This is a genomic window from Pseudomonas sp. TH08 (assembly GCF_016651275.1).
Taxonomy (GTDB): domain Bacteria; phylum Pseudomonadota; class Gammaproteobacteria; order Pseudomonadales; family Pseudomonadaceae; genus Aquipseudomonas.
This window is the reverse complement of sequence record NZ_JAEKEE010000004.1, coordinates 954,415-974,531: the sequence shown is the minus strand read 5'-3', so window position 1 is coordinate 974,531 and position 20,117 is coordinate 954,415. Positions and strand designations below refer to the sequence as shown.

Below are 20,117 nucleotides of genomic sequence, written 5' to 3'. Positions count from 1 at the left end.
ATGAACTTCTCCCATCGGCCAGTGACGGCCGACGATGTCACAACCATCTGCGGTTTTCCGCAGGGCGTTCAAGAGTTGTACTTCATGTTCCCGAAAGCGCAGTACCCGCTGACGGCAGAGCAGATGCACACCGCGATCAGCCAGCGTTTCGACTCCACGGCATTTTTGGCCAACGGCGAGTTCGTCGGTTTCGCCAATTTCTACCGCGCTGAACACAACGGTATCTGTTGCATCGGCAACGTCATCGTCGCGCCCTATGCGCGAGGCCAAGGCGTCGCCCGATACATCATCGAAACGATGACGGCACTGGCTTTCGAAAAGTACCAGGCCAACGAAGTGCAACTGTCCTGCTTCAACGAAAACACCGCCGGCCTGTTGCTCTACCCGAAACTCGGCTTCGTGCCGTTCGCCATCGAAGAGCGACCGGCACCGAACGGCGGTCGCTCAGCGCTCATTCACATGAAACAACAAAAACCCTGAGCAACCCGCGAAACCTGTGAGAGCCAGGCTTGCCCGCGATGACGTCCGCCCAGCCCGGCACTTGTAGGAGTGAGCCTGCTCGCGATGGCGCCCGCCGAGCCAACCTGTGTTTCCGAGAATCTACCACCAAGGTTTTTGATCATGTCAGCCACCACGTCACGCTTGATATACCGGCAACCGCAACTCGCCGACCTGCCCGCCGTGTTTGCAATCTTCGGCGACCCGCAAACCAACCTGTTCAACCCTGCCGGGCCAATGACTGACCTCGCCCAGGCTGAAGCGTTGCTTGAACGCTGGCTTAAACACTGGGCGACCCACGGCTACGGCTGGTGGACCATCACCAGTGCCCAGTCCCCTGACCACATCCTCGGATTCGCCGGCATCGCGACGCATGACTATCTGGGAAAACCGGTGATCAACCTCGGATATCGCTTCGCCGTCGAAGCCTGGGGCCACGGCTATGCAACCGAGGCGGGGCAAGCCGCGTTGACCCACGCCTTCGACCACCTCGGATTACCCGAAGTGTTCGGCCTGGTCAGGCCTGATCACGCGGCGTCGATAAAGGTGCTGGAGAAAATCGGCCTGCGCCGCTTCGGACTGCTGGACGACGTGCCGGGCAAAGCCCCTAGCCTGGTGTTCCGAATCCAACGAAATACAACCCAATGATGCTGCCGGAATAAAAAACAGTGGGCCCGAGCGCAATGCCTCCCACTCACTGATAATTCAAATCCAGCTACAAATCCCTGTGGGAGCGGGCTTACCCGCGAAGGCGTCCGCCCAATCCCCCATCACTTCCAGAACGAACCAACCGGGAGCGTTCAGCGATCAGTCTTCGTATTCATTGCATCCAGTTGGCACTCATCGTCGGTGCCTTCCAGGTTCTCCTTCGCAGTACCAGATGAGGTCGCCCGAGGTGAGCTGCGGCCACTGCGTAATTCAGAGGAAGACCTGCAGCCGTAGCGTTTGCAATCGAAAGCGGCCATGGCCAGGCTGACGATCATTTGTTTTCAGGTAAAGAACTCAACCTCTCCACCCACAAGCTTATAGATAGCGCCTACAATTTTTATTTTCCCATCCTGCTCAAGCTTGTTCAGGGTCGGGCTGTGTTGACGGATATCGGCCATCGTCATTTTGATGCTGGTGCGGGCAACGGAATCGACAAAGTCATAGTTGTCAGCCGTACGCTCACCTGCGTATACCGTTTCAGCAATTGCCGGTTTGATTTTGCTCAGCAATCCAGTCAGGTTTCCCAGTTCGGCATTGGCAATTGCACCCTTCACCGCACCACAGGAGGTATGCCCCATCACCACTACTACCTTGGCCCCTGCTAAAGCACAGGCAAATTCCATACTGCCGAGAATGTCTTCGTTTTCCACATTGCCAGCCACGCGGCAGTTAAACGTTTCACCAATACCGGCATCCAGCAGGATTTCCGCCGGGGCGCGCGAATCAATACAGCTTAAAATTACCGCTGACGGATACTGCCCGTTTTGACTGGCACGCTTCTGCGCCAAATAGTCATGCTTTTGCGTTTTGCCTTCACGGAAACGCAGATTGCCGGATCTCAGGCTTTCAATGACCTCATCCGGCGTCATTTTATCTCGCTCTTCTTTGCTAAGCGCTGCTGCAAAAGAGACTGAAGGCATGGTTAATCCGGCCGCTCCAGTAATCGTTAATGCTGAAAGGGCAGCTCCGCGCTTGAGCAGCATGCGGCGGGATGGGTGCTGCGGGTCAGATTGATTCATTGTTCAATTCCTGGATTGTGGCATTGAGACAAATTAACCCAGGACGCAGATTGCCGTTAGCAGCATTTCCGAAAACACGAAAATGTCGATCGAAGAGGTTACCTGGGAAGAAGGTTCTGAGCGGAGGTGGTAGGACTTATGTTGATATACAGGACCACTCCGAAAGGCTGAAGCCGGGATCAAAAGCAACAGCATTCAGCCACCTCATCGTGGTGGGTGCGAATGCCATCTGGGGCGAGCGGCGTTCAGCAATTGCCGAAGTCGAACCGATGTTGCGCTCTCCGCAGAGCACAACCAACCTGACCTACCTCGGCAAATTCAACTGAGTTTCGAGTTTTGCATCGCAGAGCCGCGACTCCTGCCTGAGCTTGTAAACCACGCGCCAAAAACCGAGCGAAATAAACAGCAGAGAATCAGGTTGTTTAAACGAAACATCAGAACACCACCTGCGCCCTACAACTTCTTGCGCCATCGCCTACGACTACGCCAGAATCCGCCGGCTTGTGCGTCTAGGTCGCGGGTTCTATCGTTTGTCGGTCACTGAAAAACAGTGATCGGGTTTGGTAGCCCGCCATAACTAGTCGCATCGCGCACCGTTCGCAGACCTTGTCAGGTCTCTGCTCAATGGTGGCCATGCGCAGGACACCTTCGGGTGTGCCGGGTCCTAGTTACCGGTCTACCAACCCGCGTATGGCCGCCACCTTCGTTTGGTAGCGAATGTGAAAGCTTCTTTTGTTAACTAGGAGTTTCACCATGTTCAAAGTAACGCCGAACCCGCCAGTAACCGACCCGGGATCCCCCTACGAATCCCCCGACTCCAAGAAATTCCACGAAGCCGCCGAACGCGCCCTCGACCACTACCTCAAACCCTCCGACCGAATCATGACCAGCACCAACGAGCCCGAACCCATGTACCTCGCCAACCCGAAGTACGACACGGAATCGCTCCTGGCCAACGCCAGCGAAACCCTCGGCTCGGCCAGCGAAATGCTCCTCAACTTCGCCGCCACGCTCGACACCTCCCACCGCAAAACCGCACTGGGCATCGCCCAAGTCGTCATGCTCGGCGAACTCGCCGTGAACCGGGCACTCGACAACGTCGAACTACCGAAATAGAAATTAGAGCTCTCTGCAGCGATCGCCTTTGCTCTTCGCTGCAGAGAGCTATCCAGATACGCCGTATTTCAATCAATTATGTTTCAGATGTTGTTTCAAACAGGCGTGTATTACATGGCTTGTCATCAGCCGATCTGCCGCGCTAGCGTTGGTATCTACTTATAGAGCGAGCTTTTTTCGAATGCCATTACATGAATGCCCGCACACATTTGAAGCGTTAGCCACAACGGTACTGCCCGGCCACATGCGCAGAATGAAAAGCGCTCTGGCTGATCCGCGAGAGATGGAGGCATTCAGTTCCGGGAGTTGGCACTAAATCGCTGCTAAAACAGTTCGATCTGGCACATGACTTTTCGGGTTGCTATGTGCTGATCGACAACGGGGTGCCTATCTACGTGGGTATTTCCAGAAGTGTGGTCAGTCGGCTTCGTCAGCACGTCTTCGGTAAAACACATTTCGACGCCAGCCTGGCTTTTCGAATAGCGATGGCTAAGCACCCAGATCGAACGATCTCCAAACTGACGCGCGCGAAGGCAATGGATGACGCCTTATTCGGTACCTCATTCATAGAGGCCCAATCCTATTTAAAGACACTCCAGGTGGCAGCAATTGCCATCGAAAATGCGCTTGAGCTTTACGTTTTTGAACCCTACTGCGCGCTGGCCCTTGATACGCACCAGTGGAATTCTTTTGAGACGCATTGAATCTCAGTCTCTAATACCTCTACTGGCCTATAAACAAGAAACGACGCGTTTGTTTAATGCGCGTCGTACGTTGCTGGTCATGCCCTACAAATCCTTGCGCCATCGCCTACGACTACGCCAGAATCCGCCGGCTTGTGCGTCTGGGGCGCGGGTTCTATCGTTTGTCGGTCACTGAAAAACAGTGATCGGGTTTGGTAGCCCGGTGTTAGATGTACAGCTCCACCATCGCCGAGATTTCTTCGTTTCGGATTTATGGTGGTCATGTACAGGGCGTCCTAGGGCGCGCCGGATCCTAACACCCGGTCTACCAACCTGTGCATGGCCGCCACCCTTCGTTTGGTAGCGAAAGGGTGAAGCCTCCTTTAAATGTGTTAGGAGCTTCATCTATGTTCAAAGTAACGCCGAACCCGCCAGTAACCGACCCGGGATCCCCCTACGAATCCCCCGACTCCAAGAAATTCCACGAAGCCGCCGAGCGCGCCCTCGACCACTACCTCAAACCCTCCGACCAAATCATGGCCAGCACCAACGAGCCCGAACCCATGTACCTCGCCAACCCGAAGTACGACACGGAATCGCTCCTGGCCAACGACAGCAAAGCCCTCGGTTCGGCCAGTGCAATGCTCATCAACTTCGCCCCGAGTTCGACAAGTCCCACCGCAAGACTGCGTTCGGCATTGCGCAGAACGTGATGCTCGGCGAACTCGCAGTAAACCGAGCGCTGGATAACGTCGAAATCCCCAAATAGCCATCCAACATGACGAGGGGAAACCCTCGTCAAACCCGATTTCCCCTCGCGCTAGCAAAGGGCCACGCCTTGCGTCCCTGATCCTCGACTGTCACCCTTCGCGCCGTTCTTCAAGGATCAGAACAAGGAATCAAGGATTGAGTGGTTACGTCCCCAACCCACCAAAAAACCATCGCTACGCGGAAGCCAAACCCGTCGATATTCATGCCCAGCGTTGGGCTGAGTATGAGAAGCACGGGAAAGAGCCTGCGTCGGCGCGTGAAAAAATCGGCATTGCCTTGCGTATCGGAGTGTTCTTCGACGGTACCGGCAATAACGCTAGTAATGCTGCTGCGGGCTTGCTGTGCGGCGCCCATCATCCAATTGCCGCCGAAGACATTGATGCCAGTTGCAAGCCGTTCATGAAAAATCCGGACAGCAGCTATGGCAACGACACCAGCAATGTGCAAAAACTGAGCGAACTGTACGACTCCGTACCAGAGGCCGCAGGAGAGGGCCTAAAAAAGAGCACTTCACGCGTTGTCTATGTCGAGGGTATCGGCACGCGCTCCGGCGAAGAGGACAGTAAGTTTGGTGCAGGGACTGGACGCGGAGAAACGGGTGTGGCTGGACGCGTCGAATCCTCGTTTCCAAAAATTGAGCAAGCCATTAGTCGGGTTTTGATCGATAACCCAGGAAGTGAAATCACTTCCCTGACCTTCGATACGTTCGGATTCAGTCGTGGCGCGGCCGCCGCCCGACATTTTGCCAACGAGATTGTCCGCACCAGTCGCGGGCCACTTGGTACCGTTCTGCGAAACCTGCCAAGAGCCTTCGGTCCCAAATTCAACGACCAATATAAAAGCGACATCAATGTGGGCTTTATCGGTTTGTTCGATACCGTCCCATCGATTGCCGGCTGGTCAAATTTCGGGAACATCAAAAGCTCCATTGCGACGGGCGTCAAACTTTACCTCGACCGGCAATTCTTTACTGATGTCGTCCAACTGTCTGCCCGTGACGAATGCCGAGCCAACTTCGCCCTCAGTCGCGTCAAGGCCGATCATATGGAGATAACCCTGCCGGGAGTGCACTCCGACATCGGCGGCGGATACCTGGAGGATGCGCAGGAATGTGTTCTTGTCACTCCCATGCAAACACTGGCAGTGCCTCTGCATACGGATGTAACAACTACCTCAATCTACCGCGATGCTGCTAACGCCAAAAGCCAATGGTTGGCCAAAGGCTGGCCTGCTGAAATGCTCGAAGTCGTGACGTCAGAGGCGGATCCGATGCCCAATAGCCCGCAAGAAAAACTAAGCCCACGCATGAAGCGCGTGTACGCTGCGGTCCAGCTCAAACGCCCTGTAAGCGGCATGCTGTCCAGGGTTTATCTGCGAGTAATGCACCAATTGGCAAAAGAGAAGGGCGTTCGGTTTAAAGACATCCCAGACACTCCAGACCTGGCTATCCCCTCAGAACTACAAGCGCTGTGTGATCGGTTCTTGGCCAAGGACTACAACGTCACTTCTGAGGAAGAACAGCTTCTGAAACTGAAGTACATTCACACCTCTGCAAACTGGAACCACCCTCTTGGGCGCAGAGATGGTAGCGGTATAAGAGCTGTCTACATCAACGCTCCTACGGCAGACTCGATTCGCGTGCAACATCCTCACGTACCTGATTGGACGCTTTGGTAATGAAATTAATTGTGACCGTGCTATGCGTGTTGTTCATGACTGGCTGCCAATCTGCTGACCCATTCTCCGGAACGAATGACCCCAAGTCCGAATGGTGGGAACTGGCCTTCGTCGAACCGGATTACATGCAGGTTTGGGTAGAGGACAGTTCCGTCCAAGACATAAACGGCAAGTTGTTCAAACGCACGGGGGCGGGTACAGCCGCAGGTGGGGAGCCAGAAAATGGTAAAGAGTCCGCAAGAGGTTGGCATGCTGTGGGTGCTGCCTCAAAAGCGGTGATTGGTGCTGATCTGCCCAAGCGTATTTATGTACGTTGGCAATCCATTGTTGAACCGCAGACTTATAAGGTTTGGGTTGACGTACCTGAAGAGGCTAGACGGCTGATGGTGCAATCAGTGAGTCAGCGGTGCCCAGAAACGCCGGATGAGCATGCCAGCTACAGCGCATCTATCTATCTGGGCTTGGCTCCAGGAGGCGTTGTTCAGGTTTTTGTTCGCGACTCGTGTCATCGCCCCATCAAAGTGGGTAAGGCCCAAGCTGAGATCGAACCGTTAGGCCCTAGTCAGGGCAAGAATCAAGGACGTTACGCATACCCGGTTAGTGAAAAATCGAAACGCTACATTGAGAAATTCGGCATTCCATACGGAAGTTGGTAGTCGTGACACGTACCTGAATGGATGCTTAGGTGATGAAGGCAGCGTTTGCACTGTCGGGCGTTTTACTTTTATCGGGCTGCCAAATCGAAGGCCCAGAATCTGGTGAAAACGACCCCAAAATATCCTTGGTGGGAATTAGTGTTCGTTGAACCGAACTACATGAGAGTCTGGGTAGAAAACAGCTCCGTTCAAGATATCAATAACAGAGTGTTTCTCAGAGCCGGCAAGAGCACAGCTGCCAGCGGCGAACCCGACATCAGTACCGAGTCTGCCCGTGGTTGGGGGACAGTGGGAGGAACAGGTAAACCTGTGACTGGCGCAGAGCTTCCCAAACAAATCTTCGTTCGTTGGCAATCCATCACAGAGCAAAAAACCTACGCGGGCTTCATCGAGATTCCAGAGGAAGCCAGGCAATTGATGGTGACGTCCACACACCAGCGTTGCCCGGAAACACCGGAAAAACCAGCTCGGTTCATGGCGTCACTTTACGTGGGGCTCGCACCGGGAGGCGTACTTCAAGCCTGGGTCCGTGATTCTTGTCGGAACTCGATAATGATTGCTCGGGGTCAAGCCAAGATTGAACCACTAGGCCCGGAACAGGGAAAACACGGTGGTCGCTACGCCTATCCGGTCAGCGAAAAAGCGAAGCAATACATCGATAAATACGGGATTCCGTATGGAAGTTGGTAGGCGCTGGGTGAGGAAATCAGCGATCGTCCTGTTGGGCGTTTTATCGTTGGCGGGTTGCCAAACTGGAAGCTTCGACTCGGGAGCCGAAGACCCTAAGTCTCCTTGGTGGGAGCTAGGGTTCGTTGAGCCCAGTTACATGAAAATCTGGGTGGAAGACAGCTCAGTTCTGGATATCAAGAACATGATGTTTTTCAGAGTCGGCGGGAAGTCAGCCGCCGGAGGTGAGCCTGAAGATGGTACAGAGTCTGCGCGTGGCTGGGGTACCGTTAGTGGTTCCGGAATGTCTGTGACCGGCGCTGACCTTCCGAAACTTATCTTCGTCCGTTGGCAGTCCATAACAGAGCAAAAAACCTATAAAGGCTTCATAGAAATTCCGGAAGAAGCGAGGCAGCTGATGGTGAAGTCAACACACCAACGCTGCCCCGAGACCCCGGAAAGAACTGCCCGATACATGGCGACGCTGTACGTGGGGTTAGCCCCGGGCGGTGTGCTTCAAGCTTGGGTCAGAGACTCGTGCCACCGCCCAATCAAAGTTGCCCATGCCCAAGGCGAGATCGAACCACTCGGCCCGCAGCAGGGAAAGCATGGTGATCGCTATGCCTATCCAGTGAGTGAAAAGGCCAAGCGCTATATCGATAAATACGGCATTCCGTATGGGAGTTGGTAAACCGAAACCCAATGAAGCAACTCATTTCGATGCTGTGCATGTTGTTGGTCGCGGGATGCCAGGCTACTGATCCACTTTCGGTTAAGAGCGATCCGAAATCCGAGTGGTGGGAGTTGGCCTTTGTTGAGCCGGATTACATGAAAGTCTGGGTAGAAAACAGTTCTGTTCAAGACGTCACCGGCAAGATTTTCCACAAAACTGGCGGCGGCAGCGCTGCGGGAGGAGAACCTGAAGATGGCACAGAGTCAGCCCGGGGGTGGACGGGTGGGGTAGGCGGCAGCGGAAAGAGAGTCGTAGGGGCAGATCTACCCCTCCGTATTTGGGTTCGTTGGCAATCGATTGTGGAACAGAAGACGTGGCAGGCGTCGGTGGATATTCCTGAAGAGGCCCGGCAGTTGATGGTCTCATCCGTCAATCAACCTTGCCCGCGAACACCGGATCAAGAAGGTAGATTCATTGCGTCGGTCTATCTAGGACTAGCCCCTGGTGGTGTGGTGCAGGTTTGGGTCAGGGACTCGTGTAATCACCCGGTCAAAGTCGCACGCACCCAAGCCGAGGTTGAACCGTTGGGTCCTAGCCAAGGTAAGAACGACGGGCGCTATGCTTATCCCGTCAGTGAAAAAGCCAAACGGTATATCGACAAGTACGGCATTCCATACGGAAGTTGGTAGTCGTGAAACGTACCCTAACGGACGATTTGGCAATGAAAGCTCTTGTGACGCTACTGTGCGCGCTATTCATGGTGGGCTGCCAATCTGCTGATCCTCTGTCAGCCAAAAACGATCCCAAATCCGAGTCATGGCAACTCGCGTTCACTGAGCCCTACTACATGAAGGTGTGGGTAGAGGACAGCGCCGTCGAAGACATAAACGGCAAGTTGTTCAGACGCACCGGAGGAGGTACAGCCGCAGGTGGGGAGCCAGAAAACGGTAAGGAATCCGCACGAGGCTGGCACGCTGTGGGCGCTGCCTCAAAAGCAGTGATTGGTGCTGATCTGCCCAAGCGCATTTATGTACGTTGGCAATCCATTGTTGAACCGCAGACGTATAAGGTTTGGGTCGACGTGCCTGAAGAGGCGAGACAGTTGATGGTGAAATCAGTAAATCAGCGCTGCCCTGAAACGCCGGAAGAGCAAGCCAGCTACAGCGCGTTTATTTATCTGGGCTTGGCTCCAGGAGGCGTTGTTCAGGTTTTTGTTCGGGACTCGTGCCATCGCCCCATCAAAGTGGGTAAGGCCCAAGCCGAGATCGAACCGTTAGGTCCTAGTCAGGGCAGGAATCAAGGACGTTACGCATACCCGGTTAGTGAAAAATCCAAACGCTACATTGAGAAATTCGGCATTCCATACGGAAGTTGGTAGTCGTGACACGTACCTGAATGGATGCTTAGGTGATGAAGGCAGCGATTGCACTGTTGGGCGTTTTGCTTTTGTCGGGTTGTCAAATCGGACCGCCCAAAATCTGGTGGAGATGACCCCAGGTATCTTTGGGAAGACTTATCTGTTCGTATTTGATGCCTTTGACAATCAATCATCGAACAAAAAACGTGGCACGCATGGGTAGATATTCCTTAGCAAGTTGATGGTGTCGTCCGTCAATCAGCGTTGCTCGCGGGCATCGGAACAGGAAGCAAGGTTATGGCTTCGGTGTTTCCGAGACTAGCCCAGGAGCTGTTGTGCTTGTTTGGCTTAGACGCTCTTATCATCACGCAGTCAACATTGCGCGAGCGCACGGCGAAATTGAGGTCATTAGGTCCTCGCTAAGATAAGAGCTAACGACATTACTCTTATCACTTTTAGTGAAGTGGCAGCGGTACGTCACCAAGTATGGCATCCCATATAAGGGTTAATAAACAGTTATAGAAGAAATAAGGGGGGCAAGCGCTCTCTTGTAATCCCGATTTTTAGTTCTTAAAACTCTGTTGTACGAAGTTTTTCCCATTAAATTAGCTTAATTCATTTTGAGAATGTGCTTCTGATGGTTGCTGATGTGGAAAATAGCCACCGACCAGGAGATCCGAAATAGCTCTCTGAGCCAGTTTGTTTGAGATTTTGAGTTCCTTTGCTACGAGTTTGTGTACATGGTCTGGCCAAGGTCGTTTTGGTAATGAATGCTTTACTCTTGTCAAAAGCTCGGTAGTTAATACGTATGGGGTGACACCCCTAAGCCTTTCGAAATCATTATTGCAATTATCGATAGCTTTTTTAAATGCCTTTCTTTGTTTTGATATGTGTGCGTGAATGCTTTCTATTTTTTCTCTGGTATAGTGTTTTTTCAAATGCTCTGACAAGGTTTCTGCTTTTGTTAGATAGTTTTCGATTCTGAGGTGGATCTCTGAATCGGTGTGCATGTTTCTTATTATGCTATGTGCGAGGTCTGTACTATCTCCGGTGGCCTTTATTAATCGAACCAACTGTTTGGTGTCCCACTCGTTTCCGATGTCGCCGTACTGTAAGTGGTAGTTTACGAAGTGTTTATAAGTGGAAAATGCTGTTTTATTCGTGTGTGAAATTTCACTAGCGGCATAGTAGTCATTATCTTTAATGGCTTTTTGCAATCTCTCATTTCTATCGTTTGTGCTTTCTATAAAGTCGAGTAAACGTCTCTGTGTGTCGCTTGCATATACAAGTTTTATCAAGGTCGAAGTTCGTTCTGAGGCTAGCTTGGAAACTATTACCGCTAAAAAGAATAGGCCGTAAACTACTTCTATAGCAGCTACGGCCCGCCCAGCGCCTACTGGGCGATAGTCTCCATACCCTAAAGATGAGACGGTTATAATGCTGAAATACATTGAGTCCCAGACACCTATACTTTGATTGGTTTCAAATGTTGAAACTATTCCTTGATCTATTTTGCTTAAAAAATAAAACAGCACGCCTGATGTTATTATTCCAGCTGCCAATAGAAGCACCAGTGTTGATGTTTTGATCGCGTCTAATGTAATGCCTAATTGACTTTTTTGGTGCATTTTATAACCCGTTTCGTTTAATTGTTCTGTTGGGTGTTGATGTTGCTTGAGAATTTTTTGTTGTTATGGGTTTTTAGCTTGAAGCTTGGCTATGTGTAATCTTAATAGCCAAGCCCTGATTTTTTACAAAAAAGCCTGCTATTGCGCTAGCGCATTCAGTTCGTCTTTGTAGGAGAGTTTCGGAGAATATAAATTGTGAAATGCTCTGCCGATAGCTCCGGAAAATATCACGAGTTTTGGATTTAGACTTCCACCCATCAAAATATGGCTCATAGCTATACCTGGGTACGGATCTATATAATAAATTTCTTTTATTCCTAGCTGATATGCTTTTTTTGAGCAGAGTTCGCAGGGGCTGGCAGTGGTAAATAACTTTCCGTTTTCAACACCCCTTGCACCATATTTAGCAATTTGCAAGAAAGCATTTTCTTCTGCGTGAAGTGATCTTGTATGGACCTGATTGTCTTTGCCAGTTAGATGGTTGTATTCGTCTTTGAAGCAGTATGAAATATTTCTTCCGGTTGTTCTTACTTTTACAAATTTTTCATTGTTTGTTGAGACTGATGTTATGAATTTTATATCTAGTTTTTCATATTCTGAATATGCTGCTTGATCGTGGCCGTTAGTTAGGTCGAATCGATTTCTCAGGCTACAAGGCACTTGGCCGAAGGGCGTATCATTCCATCCTACGGACTGTACTGAAAAATTCACATCGGTGACGACGGCGCCTACCTGCCTAGAAATGCATCCGGAATTAAGCTTTGCTGTAAATGCGATTTGCATACAGCGCTCTAATGGAGTTGGTGTAACAAGTCCCGGTCTCACCATCAGCGCGACAAAGGTTAACAGCTGATCTGCAAGAGAGTTAAAGTTGGATACCATGTTTCCAGAGTCGGGATTGCTTACATGCAGATCTGCCCTTTGTAAGCACGCTTTAATATCTTGCTTTACGTAGGCTTTTTGGTTTGTGGCGTCTAATTTTCCGTACTCTTCTCTATCAAGTATGTCTATTTGAGCGTCAGTGTACCCAAGTCCACGAAGTCTTCGCTTTCGTTCGTCGTCGTTACAAGATACTGCCATTAGATAAAAAGAGGAGTATCTATCTTGGAAATATATGGCTTCAAATGGGTTTCTTATTGCATCAATAACAATAAAGGTTTTGTCGCCTTCAGTTCTGGCTTTGCGAATTTGTTTAATTATTTTGTTGATTCGTTCGGCTAAGGAAAAAGACTTGCCGCTTAATACGTCTTCAGATGTTACGCTTCCAGAATTACGTAAATTGCTTCCGATGAGTTGAAAGATTCTAACGTATGCTGCTCCTCCCATGACATCTTTAAGTTCTTCATTTTTCTCCGGTAGAAATTTTGTATAAAATTTTCTTAGTGACTCAATGTCAGCAATGACGACTGACTCGTCACGTATGCTTTTTAGGATATCGGTTGTTTTTTTTGCTTTCGGAGGGTCTAAGTCTCCTGAACGTCCTATAAATATCCCCGATTCCTCAATGCTTACCTCCGATAGCATTAATAATAATACTGTGCTGGCTTGTATTGTTATGAAAGGTTCCCAGTTATGCTTGAAGCAATTAAAAACAACTTTTTGCTTTCGCTGGTTGTTGTCTTTAGGATTGTGACCTGAGAAAAGAGAGTGGCGTATATCTTCTTGTTGGCTTGAAAGGATGTTTGCGACCGTAGAACAACCGCTTCCCGTGCGGCCTGTTAATCCAATGACTATAAAATCATCATCGTCACCATATATTTTAGATATGGTGTCTTGAAAATAATTTTCCATTGAAAAAGTCCTTTTTCATCAGTGCTCTTATAGTTGCAGTAACGGTACACTAGTGTTTGGCAAAAAGCCACTATTGAGTTCGGAGCTGTTGAGGTGAAGCTGTAGTCATTTTCAATTTGGCTAAATGGCAATCAAAGATAGCTCGTGAGGGAATGTCCTGTCTTGCGAGGTAGCAAAGTGGGTTGCGTTCATCTAAGTGCTTATTCGTTATCGTTTTTTTAGAAGTGACGGGGTTTCGTCTCATAACAGTGAATAGGGTGCCCGCTAGTTTTTTTCCATTAACCATCACCCGAACCCCATGCCGCCCAACATGATGCTTGCGCGTAGTGAAGTCCTTAATCTGCTGACTCCGCCGGACCACCTCACTCTCAAACCCCGCCAACGCCACCGTCTTCAACTTAAAAACCTTCGCCGAAACCCCGCCATTCGCCTTCACATAGTCAATCGCATAATCAATCACCAGCCGCTGCTCATGCGCCACGGTCGACTTCACCGTAAACGACAACGTAATCGTCTCGCCCAACCGCACCACCGCCGGTTCAACCCGCACATCCAGCAACTCAACCTCAGCCTTCGACCCCGCGCCAATCACCGTCAGCGCGCGCACGTCCCCCTGTTTGATCAAACTCCGCAACGCATGCTTGGCAATCCACGCCGTGTGTTTGTTCTCCAGCGACCACCCCTCAATCACATCCAGTACCCATTCCGGGTGCTCTTTGGTGACGTCATTCAGGTGATTCGCCACGGACTTGCGCACGTAGAGGCTGTCGTCGGCCTTCAATCGATCCAGTATCCCGGCGGCCAACCGAGGATTGGCTTGTACCGCTTCCAGCCGAAACGACCAAGGCAGGCGAGGGCGGCTGCCTTCGCTGGCGAGGCGGCGGACGTGGTGGTTTTCGTCTTGTGCCCAGTCGTGCATCAATTCAAGCGAGCGTTCCAGGTCGCTGCGCAGAAAGTGGCGGATGGCGAATTCGGATGAGCCGAACGTCGTGAAGTATTTCAGGGCTTCCATGGAGGTATCGAATGCGTGCCCGCCGTAGCTCGCGACGTAGTGCGGCAGGCACATGCTGACGAAACCACTGTTTAACCGGGGTGCGAGTTCAAAAAGAACGTCGAGTGAATCTTCGTAGCCCAGCGGCAGCACGGCATGCAGGCTTTCGCTGACACGCGCCATGCGTTGCATCACTGATAATTCAGCGAGTCGGTCCTGGGCGTGTTTTAGAAACGCCTTGGCCTTGAACGCGGGATACACGGCGCTCATTTCGTCAGCGATATGTCGCAGGCGTTCGGCGTTGAAGATTTCCTTTAACGCCGGGGCGGCGGTGTCGGTGGTGCTCACGGTCAGTTCATCGGCGTGCTGACGAACGCTTCGAGCGTTTCGGCGTAGGCGGTGTATTGCGCGATGTGGGGGTAGCGGCGGGTGTCGATCTGGTCGGGGACGACGAGGTCGGTGAAGCTCCAGGCGACGGCGAGGCTGATGCCGGCCTGGGTCAGGGTGCCGTCGGTGGGCAGGCCGTTTTGCTCGAGTTCTTGTTCGAGGGCGGTAAACGCGGCGGCGAGTTGGCCTTCGACGCGTTCGACCCACGGTTGGTATTGGATATCGGCCGGGCGCAGGTTGCGTTCGTAGTAGAGCTGCACGGCTTTTTCGCAGGCGGCGAGGCTGAGTCCGATCAGGCGCAGGGCGTGGGCGCGTTGGCGCAATTCTTTCGGCAGCAGGCTGTTTCCTGAACTGGCTTCGAGGTAGTCGAGGATGAGGGTCGAGTCCATGAGGACCACGCCGTCATCGAGGATCAGCGTGGGCGCTTTGACCACCGGGTTGATCTGCTGGAATTGCTCGAAGTGGCGGAACACCGAGACCGACTCGTGTTCGAGGTCAATCCCCAGGCGTTTGGCGGAGATCGCCACGCGGCGCACGTAAGGGGAGTCGAGCATGCCGATCAATTTCATTTCCTGCTCCTTGGGAAGGTCAACAGCAAAACGGGCGATAGACGCTGAATTTAGCGGCAAAGGCTATCGACTGACTACTGGGTGTAGTTGATCGGTTGATGCGAGACGGCTGATGTGAAATCCGTAACAGCCATGAAACACCCGTAAATAAAGGCTTTGCCTGACCTTGTCAGTTGTTTTTGCCGATCTATATTCAAAGTGCCAGCACCGACCAGGGATGGAAAAGTTAAACGAGCTCAGGCGCTCTGATTCAGTACTCGTTTGTATTACTCCCTTGCAGTCCATGACCCCGTGATCGTTGAGGTGCCGACCTGTGCGGTATCAATTCGCAGGGTCGTGCAATCGAAACTGTAGGGAGGGCGTCACATGAACAGTTCTAAACATTGGGTTGGGTGTCTGGTGTGCGCGGGGTTGACGGCTTGCGGGAGTTCGAAACCGGCACCGGGCGTCGTGGCCGAGAATTGGACTACCAATACTGAACAATTGGGTATCAAGGCGATCTACCCGCCTCGAAGCAATGTGGAGGTCGGGGACATCTTTATTGCACGAGCGGTGAAGACCGGCGAGAAGATCGCTACCGCCGATTACGTCCTGGCTGCTACCAAATTTGATTCGATCAATCTGGATGCGCAAATTGCTGCGTCTGCACGCAAGCACACGTTCGAGTCGTCTGCGACCTATGACGATGGCTCGGGAAACGGTCCGGTGCCTACCCGAGCGTTGATCCCCCTGAAGATCTGCGACAAACAGGTCAACAGTCTGGTGGCATTTCCGGGATTTACCTTCGCATCCCTCGCTGAGAGCGATATCGGCGTCAACGTCACCAGTAGCGCCATTGGTGCTGCGTTGGGGTTTGGGCGTCGATCGCAATACAGCGTGTCTTACTCGGTGCCCAGCGCTGAGACTTATGGCGCCATGTACCTGTTGGCCCGGACCCGTTTCGATGAGGAAACCCTGCAGCGCTATTCCGAGGACGATTTGCGCAGAATGCGTGAAGCGGCTGCCCAACTGCAGGGCGCGCAGATCGATAAAGCCAATGCAACCGCGCCGATATTGGTGTTTGTCACCGATGTGTATCTGACTCGGGCAATCGATTTGGTGGTGTCATCGGAGGAGGGCATGAGCGGCACCTTCTCTGCAGTCACTTTGGCAATGGTTGATCTGAGCGAAAAGAAGAAATCACTTGAGGCTCAACTGGGCAAGTTGACTGGACAGGCGCCGGGCCAGGCGCAAGAACCTCCTGCCGGAGATGCGCCCAAGCCGAAACCTGAAGATCCGAAAACGGCAGTAGTCGCCAAACCGGAAGATCAGAAGCCAGCGCCACCAAAGCCAGATACGCCGGCCAAACAGTCTGAAATTGCGCGCATCAACGCCGAGTTGGTTCAAGTCAATGAGGCGATGAGGAAGAAAGTCAGCGAGATCGTGCCGGATATGCCCGGCGTCACCGGTTCGGTGGTGAGGTCTTCGGCGTTGGGCATTACATTGCGGCAAGCTTTCGCAGAGCCGGTGGTCATCGGTTATCGAGGCATACATTTCAAAATCGCTTCGATAAATCCGTCCGCTTCGTCCCCCAAACCATTGGAGCCGGATTACGGCAGTAACGTTGCGCCGTTGAATCTGCTTGTTCCGGGTATAAAGACGATGACCAGGTTCATTCAGCCGAGCCAGAGATCACAAGGCGGTAAGTGCCCCGCCTCGTAGTCCGCTGACTAATCCTCGAATCCGGCTTGTTCGTGAATCTCATCGACATTCAGTTCAAGGCGATAGGCTACTGCCACGAACAACGCCTGACACAGGCACAGCGTTGCGCTCAGCGAACGAAAGGCGAGGGCGCTGCCTTCGTTGACCAGCAACACGCTGTTGGCATGTTTTGCCAGGGGCGAGAGGTGGCTGTCGGTGAGGATTAGCGTGTTGGCCCGTTGCTGGCGGGCGTAGCGCAGGCAGTGTTGGGTTTCCTTGGCATAGGGGGTGAAGCTGATGGCGATGACCAGGTCGTTGGCGCGCACGCTGCGCATTTGCTCGCGATAGCTGCCGCCGAGCCCGGAAACCAGTTGAATGCGCTTGTGAGTGTGTTGCAAGTTGTAAACGAGGTAGTCGGCTACGGCAAAGGAACGGCGTACGCCGACGACGTAGATGTTGTCGGCATTGACGATGAGGTCGACGGCTGTTTCGAACGCAACATCGTCGAGTTCACGACCCAGGCGTTCGATGCCGGAGCGGGTGGCGTCAATGCATTCGCGGGCGAGGTCACCGTCGCTGGCTTTCTGCGACTGGTTGGCGATCATGCTGCGGATGCGTTGTTGGTAGTTCTGCACGGGCGAGGCTTTGTGGGTGTAGGCGCTGCGAAACAGCGCCTGCATTTCGCTGAAGCCGCTAAAACCAAAGCGTTGCGAGAAGCGCACGATGGCAGACGGGTGGACCTCGCACTCGCGGGCGATGTCGCTGATGCGATCGACCATGATCCGGTCGCTCTGCTGGCTCATGTAGCTGGCGATGCGTTTGAGCTGGCGCGGCAGGGCTTCGTATTCTTCGGTGATCAGTTGCAGTAAGCGCTCGGCGTTGATCGGGGGGCTGGCGAGGTCGCTGTCGGCGGGGCGCTCGTCGATAGCCGGCTGATCGGTGCGGGACATAAAAAATCCTTCTGGCTTGTTCTTATAGGCCTGGGTGGGTGCGCGGCAGGCCCTGACAATAGGTTGGCTGTGCGCAGTCTACAGGGTAGGCCCTAATAAAATCTTGGCTTGCACGGTCGGCGGTCGATGCTGAATCGATGCACCGTGTCTGGAACGCCCGTACGAAAGTGTATTGGAAAAAATATTCCACGTAAAAAATAATTAGAATAAATATTGATTATTGCTGGCAGGGCGTTTTAGTCTGCGTCCACTCAATGTGTTTTCTTCGACGTATCGACGAAAACCACGGCTGATAAAAATAACAGGAGCCAGCATGGGCCAGACTCGTTTTGCCAGTGGGCGTCAATTGGATCTGATTTGCCTCGGGCGCCTTGGCGTCGACCTCTATGCGCAGCAGGTCGGGGCGCGGCTCGAGGACGTTTCCAGCTTCGCCAAATACCTTGGCGGTTCGTCGGCCAACATCGCGTTCGGCACGGCGCGGCTGGGGTTGAAGTCGGCGATGTTGAGCCGGGTCGGCGACGACCATATGGGGCGTTTTCTGCTCGAATCGCTGGCTCGCGAAGGGTGTGATGTCAGCGGCATCAAGGTTGATCCCGAGCGTCTGACCGCGATGGTCCTGCTCGGTCTCAAGGACCGCGAAACCTTTCCCCTGGTGTTCTACCGCGAAAACTGCGCCGACATGGCGTTGCACGCCGAGGACATCAACGAGGCGTTCATTGCTTCCAGCAAGGCGCTGCTGATCACCGGCACGCATTTCTCCACCGAGTCCGTCTACAAGGCGAGCATTCAGGCGCTGGATTACGCCGAAAAACATAACGTCAGACGCGTGCTCGATATCGACTATCGCCCGGTGTTGTGGGGGTTGGCCGGCAAGGCGGATGGCGAGACACGGTTTGTCGCTGACCGCAATGTCAGCCAGCACGTGCAGTCGATCCTGCCGCGATTCGATCTGATCGTCGGCACTGAAGAAGAGTTTCTGATTGCTGGTGGCGCCGAGGACTTGCTCTGCGCGCTGCGCAATGTGCGGCGCTTGAGCAACGCGACGCTGGTGGTGAAGCTCGGGCCGCAGGGTTGCACGGTGATTCACGGGGTAATTCCGGTGCGGCTTGAGGATGGCGCGATCTATCCCGGCGTGCGGGTCGAGGTGCTGAATGTGCTCGGCGCCGGCGATGCCTTTATGTCGGGGTTCCTCAGTGGCTGGATCGAGGACGCCACGGATGAGCGTTGCTGCCAGTTGGCCAATGCCTGCGGCGGGCTGGTGGTGTCGCGCCACGCTTGCGCCCCGGCAATGCCGACCCGCGCCGAACTCGACTATCTGTTCAACAGCCCGGTGCCGATTACCCGGCCGGATCAGGACGAAACATTGCAGCGCTTGCATCGGGTCAGCGTGCCGCGCAAACAGTGGAAACCGCTGTTCATTTTTGCCTTCGATCACCGCTGGCAGTTGGTCGAACTGGCGCAGAAGGGTGGCCGCGATCTCGCCAGCATCAGCGCTTTGAAGCAGCTGTTTATCCAAGCGGTGGAGCGCGTTGAAGCCGATCTGCGCGAGCAGGGTGTCGAGGCGGATGTCGGCTTGCTGGCGGATCAGCGTTTCGGCCAGGACTCGCTCAACGCCGCCACCGGTCGCGGCTGGTGGGTGGCGCGGCCGGTGGAGGTGCAGAACTCGCGGCCACTGGCGTTCGAACACGGGCGTTCGGTTGGCAGCAATCTGATTGCCTGGCCGCAGGAGCAAATCATCAAGTGTCTGGTGCAATTCCATCCTGACGATGAGCCGATGTTGCGGCTGGAGCAGGAGGCGCAGCTCAAGGGCTTGTATCAGGCCTCGCAGGTCAGCGGGCATGAGTTGCTGCTGGAGGTTGTGCCGCCGAAGGATCTTCCGTCAGCCCATCCGGACGTGCTCTATCGCGCCGTGAAGCGCCTGTACAACCTCGGCATCTACCCGGCGTGGTGGAAGATCGAAGCGCAGAGCGCCGAAGAATGGCAGCAACTGGACGCGCTGATTGAAGAACGCGATCCGTATTGCCGAGGCGTGGTGCTGCTGGGCCTGAATGCGCCGGCAGCGGCGTTGGCCGAGGGTTTTCAGCAGGCCAGCGGCAGTCGCACTTGCCGAGGGTTTGCGGTGGGCCGGACGATTTTTCAGGAGCCTAGCCGGGCGTGGATGGCCGGCGAGATCGACGATGAAACGCTGATCCGCCAGGTGCAGGGCACGTTTGTCGAACTGATCGACGCCTGGCGCAAGGCCCGATCCTGAAGGATTCACACGATCCCCTGTAGGAGTGAGCCTGCTCGCGATTGCG

17 protein-coding genes and 2 pseudogenes are annotated in these 20,117 nt (G+C 53.4%); 13 read left to right on the top strand and 6 right to left on the bottom strand.

Annotation, left to right across the window (positions count from 1 at the left end; translation table 11 throughout):
- Positions 1-480 carry a GNAT family N-acetyltransferase gene (locus JFT91_RS21360; protein WP_201233761.1) on the top strand — a complete coding sequence of 160 codons (480 nt, stop codon included), beginning with the start codon at positions 1-3 and terminating at the stop codon, positions 478-480.
- Between the two features lie 141 nt (positions 481-621).
- Positions 622-1,146, top strand: a complete 525-nt coding sequence (locus JFT91_RS21355; protein WP_201233760.1) for a GNAT family N-acetyltransferase — start codon at positions 622-624, stop codon at positions 1,144-1,146.
- A gap of 341 nt (positions 1,147-1,487) precedes the next feature.
- Here JFT91_RS21355 and JFT91_RS21350 read toward each other — a convergent pair whose 3' ends face one another.
- Positions 1,488-2,225 (bottom strand): carbonic anhydrase, encoded by a 738-nt coding sequence (locus JFT91_RS21350; RefSeq protein ID WP_201233759.1) that lies wholly within the window; start codon positions 2,223-2,225, stop codon positions 1,488-1,490.
- 753 nt (positions 2,226-2,978) lie between these two features.
- Between JFT91_RS21350 and JFT91_RS21345 the strand changes: the two genes are divergently transcribed.
- The 9 genes and pseudogenes from JFT91_RS21345 to JFT91_RS21305 all read left to right on the top strand — a co-directional run bounded on the left by JFT91_RS21345 (position 2,979) and on the right by JFT91_RS21305 (position 9,845).
- A complete protein-coding gene (locus JFT91_RS21345; RefSeq protein ID WP_201233758.1) occupies positions 2,979-3,341 on the top strand; it encodes a DUF6124 family protein in 363 nt (120 codons plus the stop codon).
- Positions 3,342-3,706: 365 nt separating this feature from the next.
- Positions 3,707-4,045 carry a hypothetical protein gene (locus tag JFT91_RS21340; RefSeq protein ID WP_201233757.1) on the top strand — a complete coding sequence of 113 codons (339 nt, stop codon included), beginning with the start codon at positions 3,707-3,709 and terminating at the stop codon, positions 4,043-4,045.
- 386 nt (positions 4,046-4,431) lie between these two features.
- Positions 4,432-4,793 (top strand): annotated as a pseudogene (locus JFT91_RS21335) (DUF6124 family protein).
- Between the two features lie 137 nt (positions 4,794-4,930).
- The gene (locus tag JFT91_RS21330; protein ID WP_201233756.1) at positions 4,931-6,472 is read left to right on the top strand and encodes a T6SS phospholipase effector Tle1-like catalytic domain-containing protein; all 1,542 of its coding nucleotides are present in this window, start codon (positions 4,931-4,933) and stop codon (positions 6,470-6,472) included.
- Positions 6,472-7,128 (top strand): DUF2931 family protein, encoded by a 657-nt coding sequence (locus JFT91_RS21325; protein ID WP_201233755.1) that lies wholly within the window; start codon positions 6,472-6,474, stop codon positions 7,126-7,128. The genes JFT91_RS21330 and JFT91_RS21325 overlap by 1 nt, the downstream gene beginning before the upstream one ends.
- 32 nt (positions 7,129-7,160) lie before the next feature.
- A pseudogene (locus JFT91_RS21320) lies at positions 7,161-7,818 on the top strand (DUF2931 family protein).
- Positions 7,805-8,485, top strand: a complete 681-nt coding sequence (locus tag JFT91_RS21315) for a DUF2931 family protein (RefSeq protein WP_201233754.1) — start codon at positions 7,805-7,807, stop codon at positions 8,483-8,485. Before JFT91_RS21320 ends, JFT91_RS21315 begins: the two are co-directional and overlap by 14 nt.
- 11 nt (positions 8,486-8,496) lie before the next feature.
- Positions 8,497-9,156 (top strand): DUF2931 family protein, encoded by a 660-nt coding sequence (locus tag JFT91_RS21310; RefSeq protein ID WP_201233753.1) that lies wholly within the window; start codon positions 8,497-8,499, stop codon positions 9,154-9,156.
- Positions 9,157-9,188: 32 nt separating this feature from the next.
- Entirely contained in the window at positions 9,189-9,845 is a 657-nt protein-coding gene (locus tag JFT91_RS21305; RefSeq protein WP_201234029.1) for a DUF2931 family protein, read from the top strand.
- 584 nt (positions 9,846-10,429) lie between these two features.
- Here JFT91_RS21305 and JFT91_RS21300 read toward each other — a convergent pair.
- The 4 genes from JFT91_RS21300 to JFT91_RS21285 form a co-directional block, all read right to left on the bottom strand.
- Positions 10,430-11,452, bottom strand: a complete 1,023-nt coding sequence (locus JFT91_RS21300) for a potassium channel family protein (protein WP_201233752.1) — start codon at positions 11,450-11,452, stop codon at positions 10,430-10,432.
- Between the two features lie 138 nt (positions 11,453-11,590).
- Positions 11,591-13,243, bottom strand: a complete 1,653-nt coding sequence (locus JFT91_RS21295; RefSeq protein WP_201233751.1) for a cytidine/deoxycytidylate deaminase family protein — start codon at positions 13,241-13,243, stop codon at positions 11,591-11,593.
- Between the two features lie 70 nt (positions 13,244-13,313).
- Positions 13,314-14,582, bottom strand: coding sequence for a DNA alkylation repair protein (locus JFT91_RS21290; RefSeq protein WP_347340647.1), 1,269 nt, complete (start codon positions 14,580-14,582; stop codon positions 13,314-13,316).
- A gap of 2 nt (positions 14,583-14,584) precedes the next feature.
- The gene (locus JFT91_RS21285) at positions 14,585-15,190 is read right to left on the bottom strand and encodes a glutathione S-transferase (protein WP_201233750.1); all 606 of its coding nucleotides are present in this window, start codon (positions 15,188-15,190) and stop codon (positions 14,585-14,587) included.
- Positions 15,191-15,556: 366 nt separating this feature from the next.
- Here JFT91_RS21285 and JFT91_RS21280 point away from each other — a divergent pair, with 366 nt between their 5' ends.
- Positions 15,557-16,891: a hypothetical protein gene (locus JFT91_RS21280; protein WP_201233749.1), complete on the top strand. Its 1,335-nt coding sequence runs from the start codon at positions 15,557-15,559 to the stop codon at positions 16,889-16,891.
- A gap of 8 nt (positions 16,892-16,899) precedes the next feature.
- Here JFT91_RS21280 and JFT91_RS21275 read toward each other — a convergent pair whose 3' ends face one another.
- On the bottom strand, positions 16,900-17,820 hold the full coding sequence (locus JFT91_RS21275) for a MurR/RpiR family transcriptional regulator (RefSeq protein WP_201233748.1): 921 nt from the start codon (positions 17,818-17,820) through the stop codon (positions 16,900-16,902).
- A 313-nt stretch (positions 17,821-18,133) separates the two neighbouring features.
- On the opposite strand from JFT91_RS21275, the gene JFT91_RS21270 reads away from it, so the two are divergent.
- A complete protein-coding gene (locus JFT91_RS21270; protein ID WP_201233747.1) occupies positions 18,134-20,071 on the top strand; it encodes a bifunctional 5-dehydro-2-deoxygluconokinase/5-dehydro-2-deoxyphosphogluconate aldolase in 1,938 nt (645 codons plus the stop codon).
- Positions 20,072-20,117: the final 46 nt, after the last annotated feature.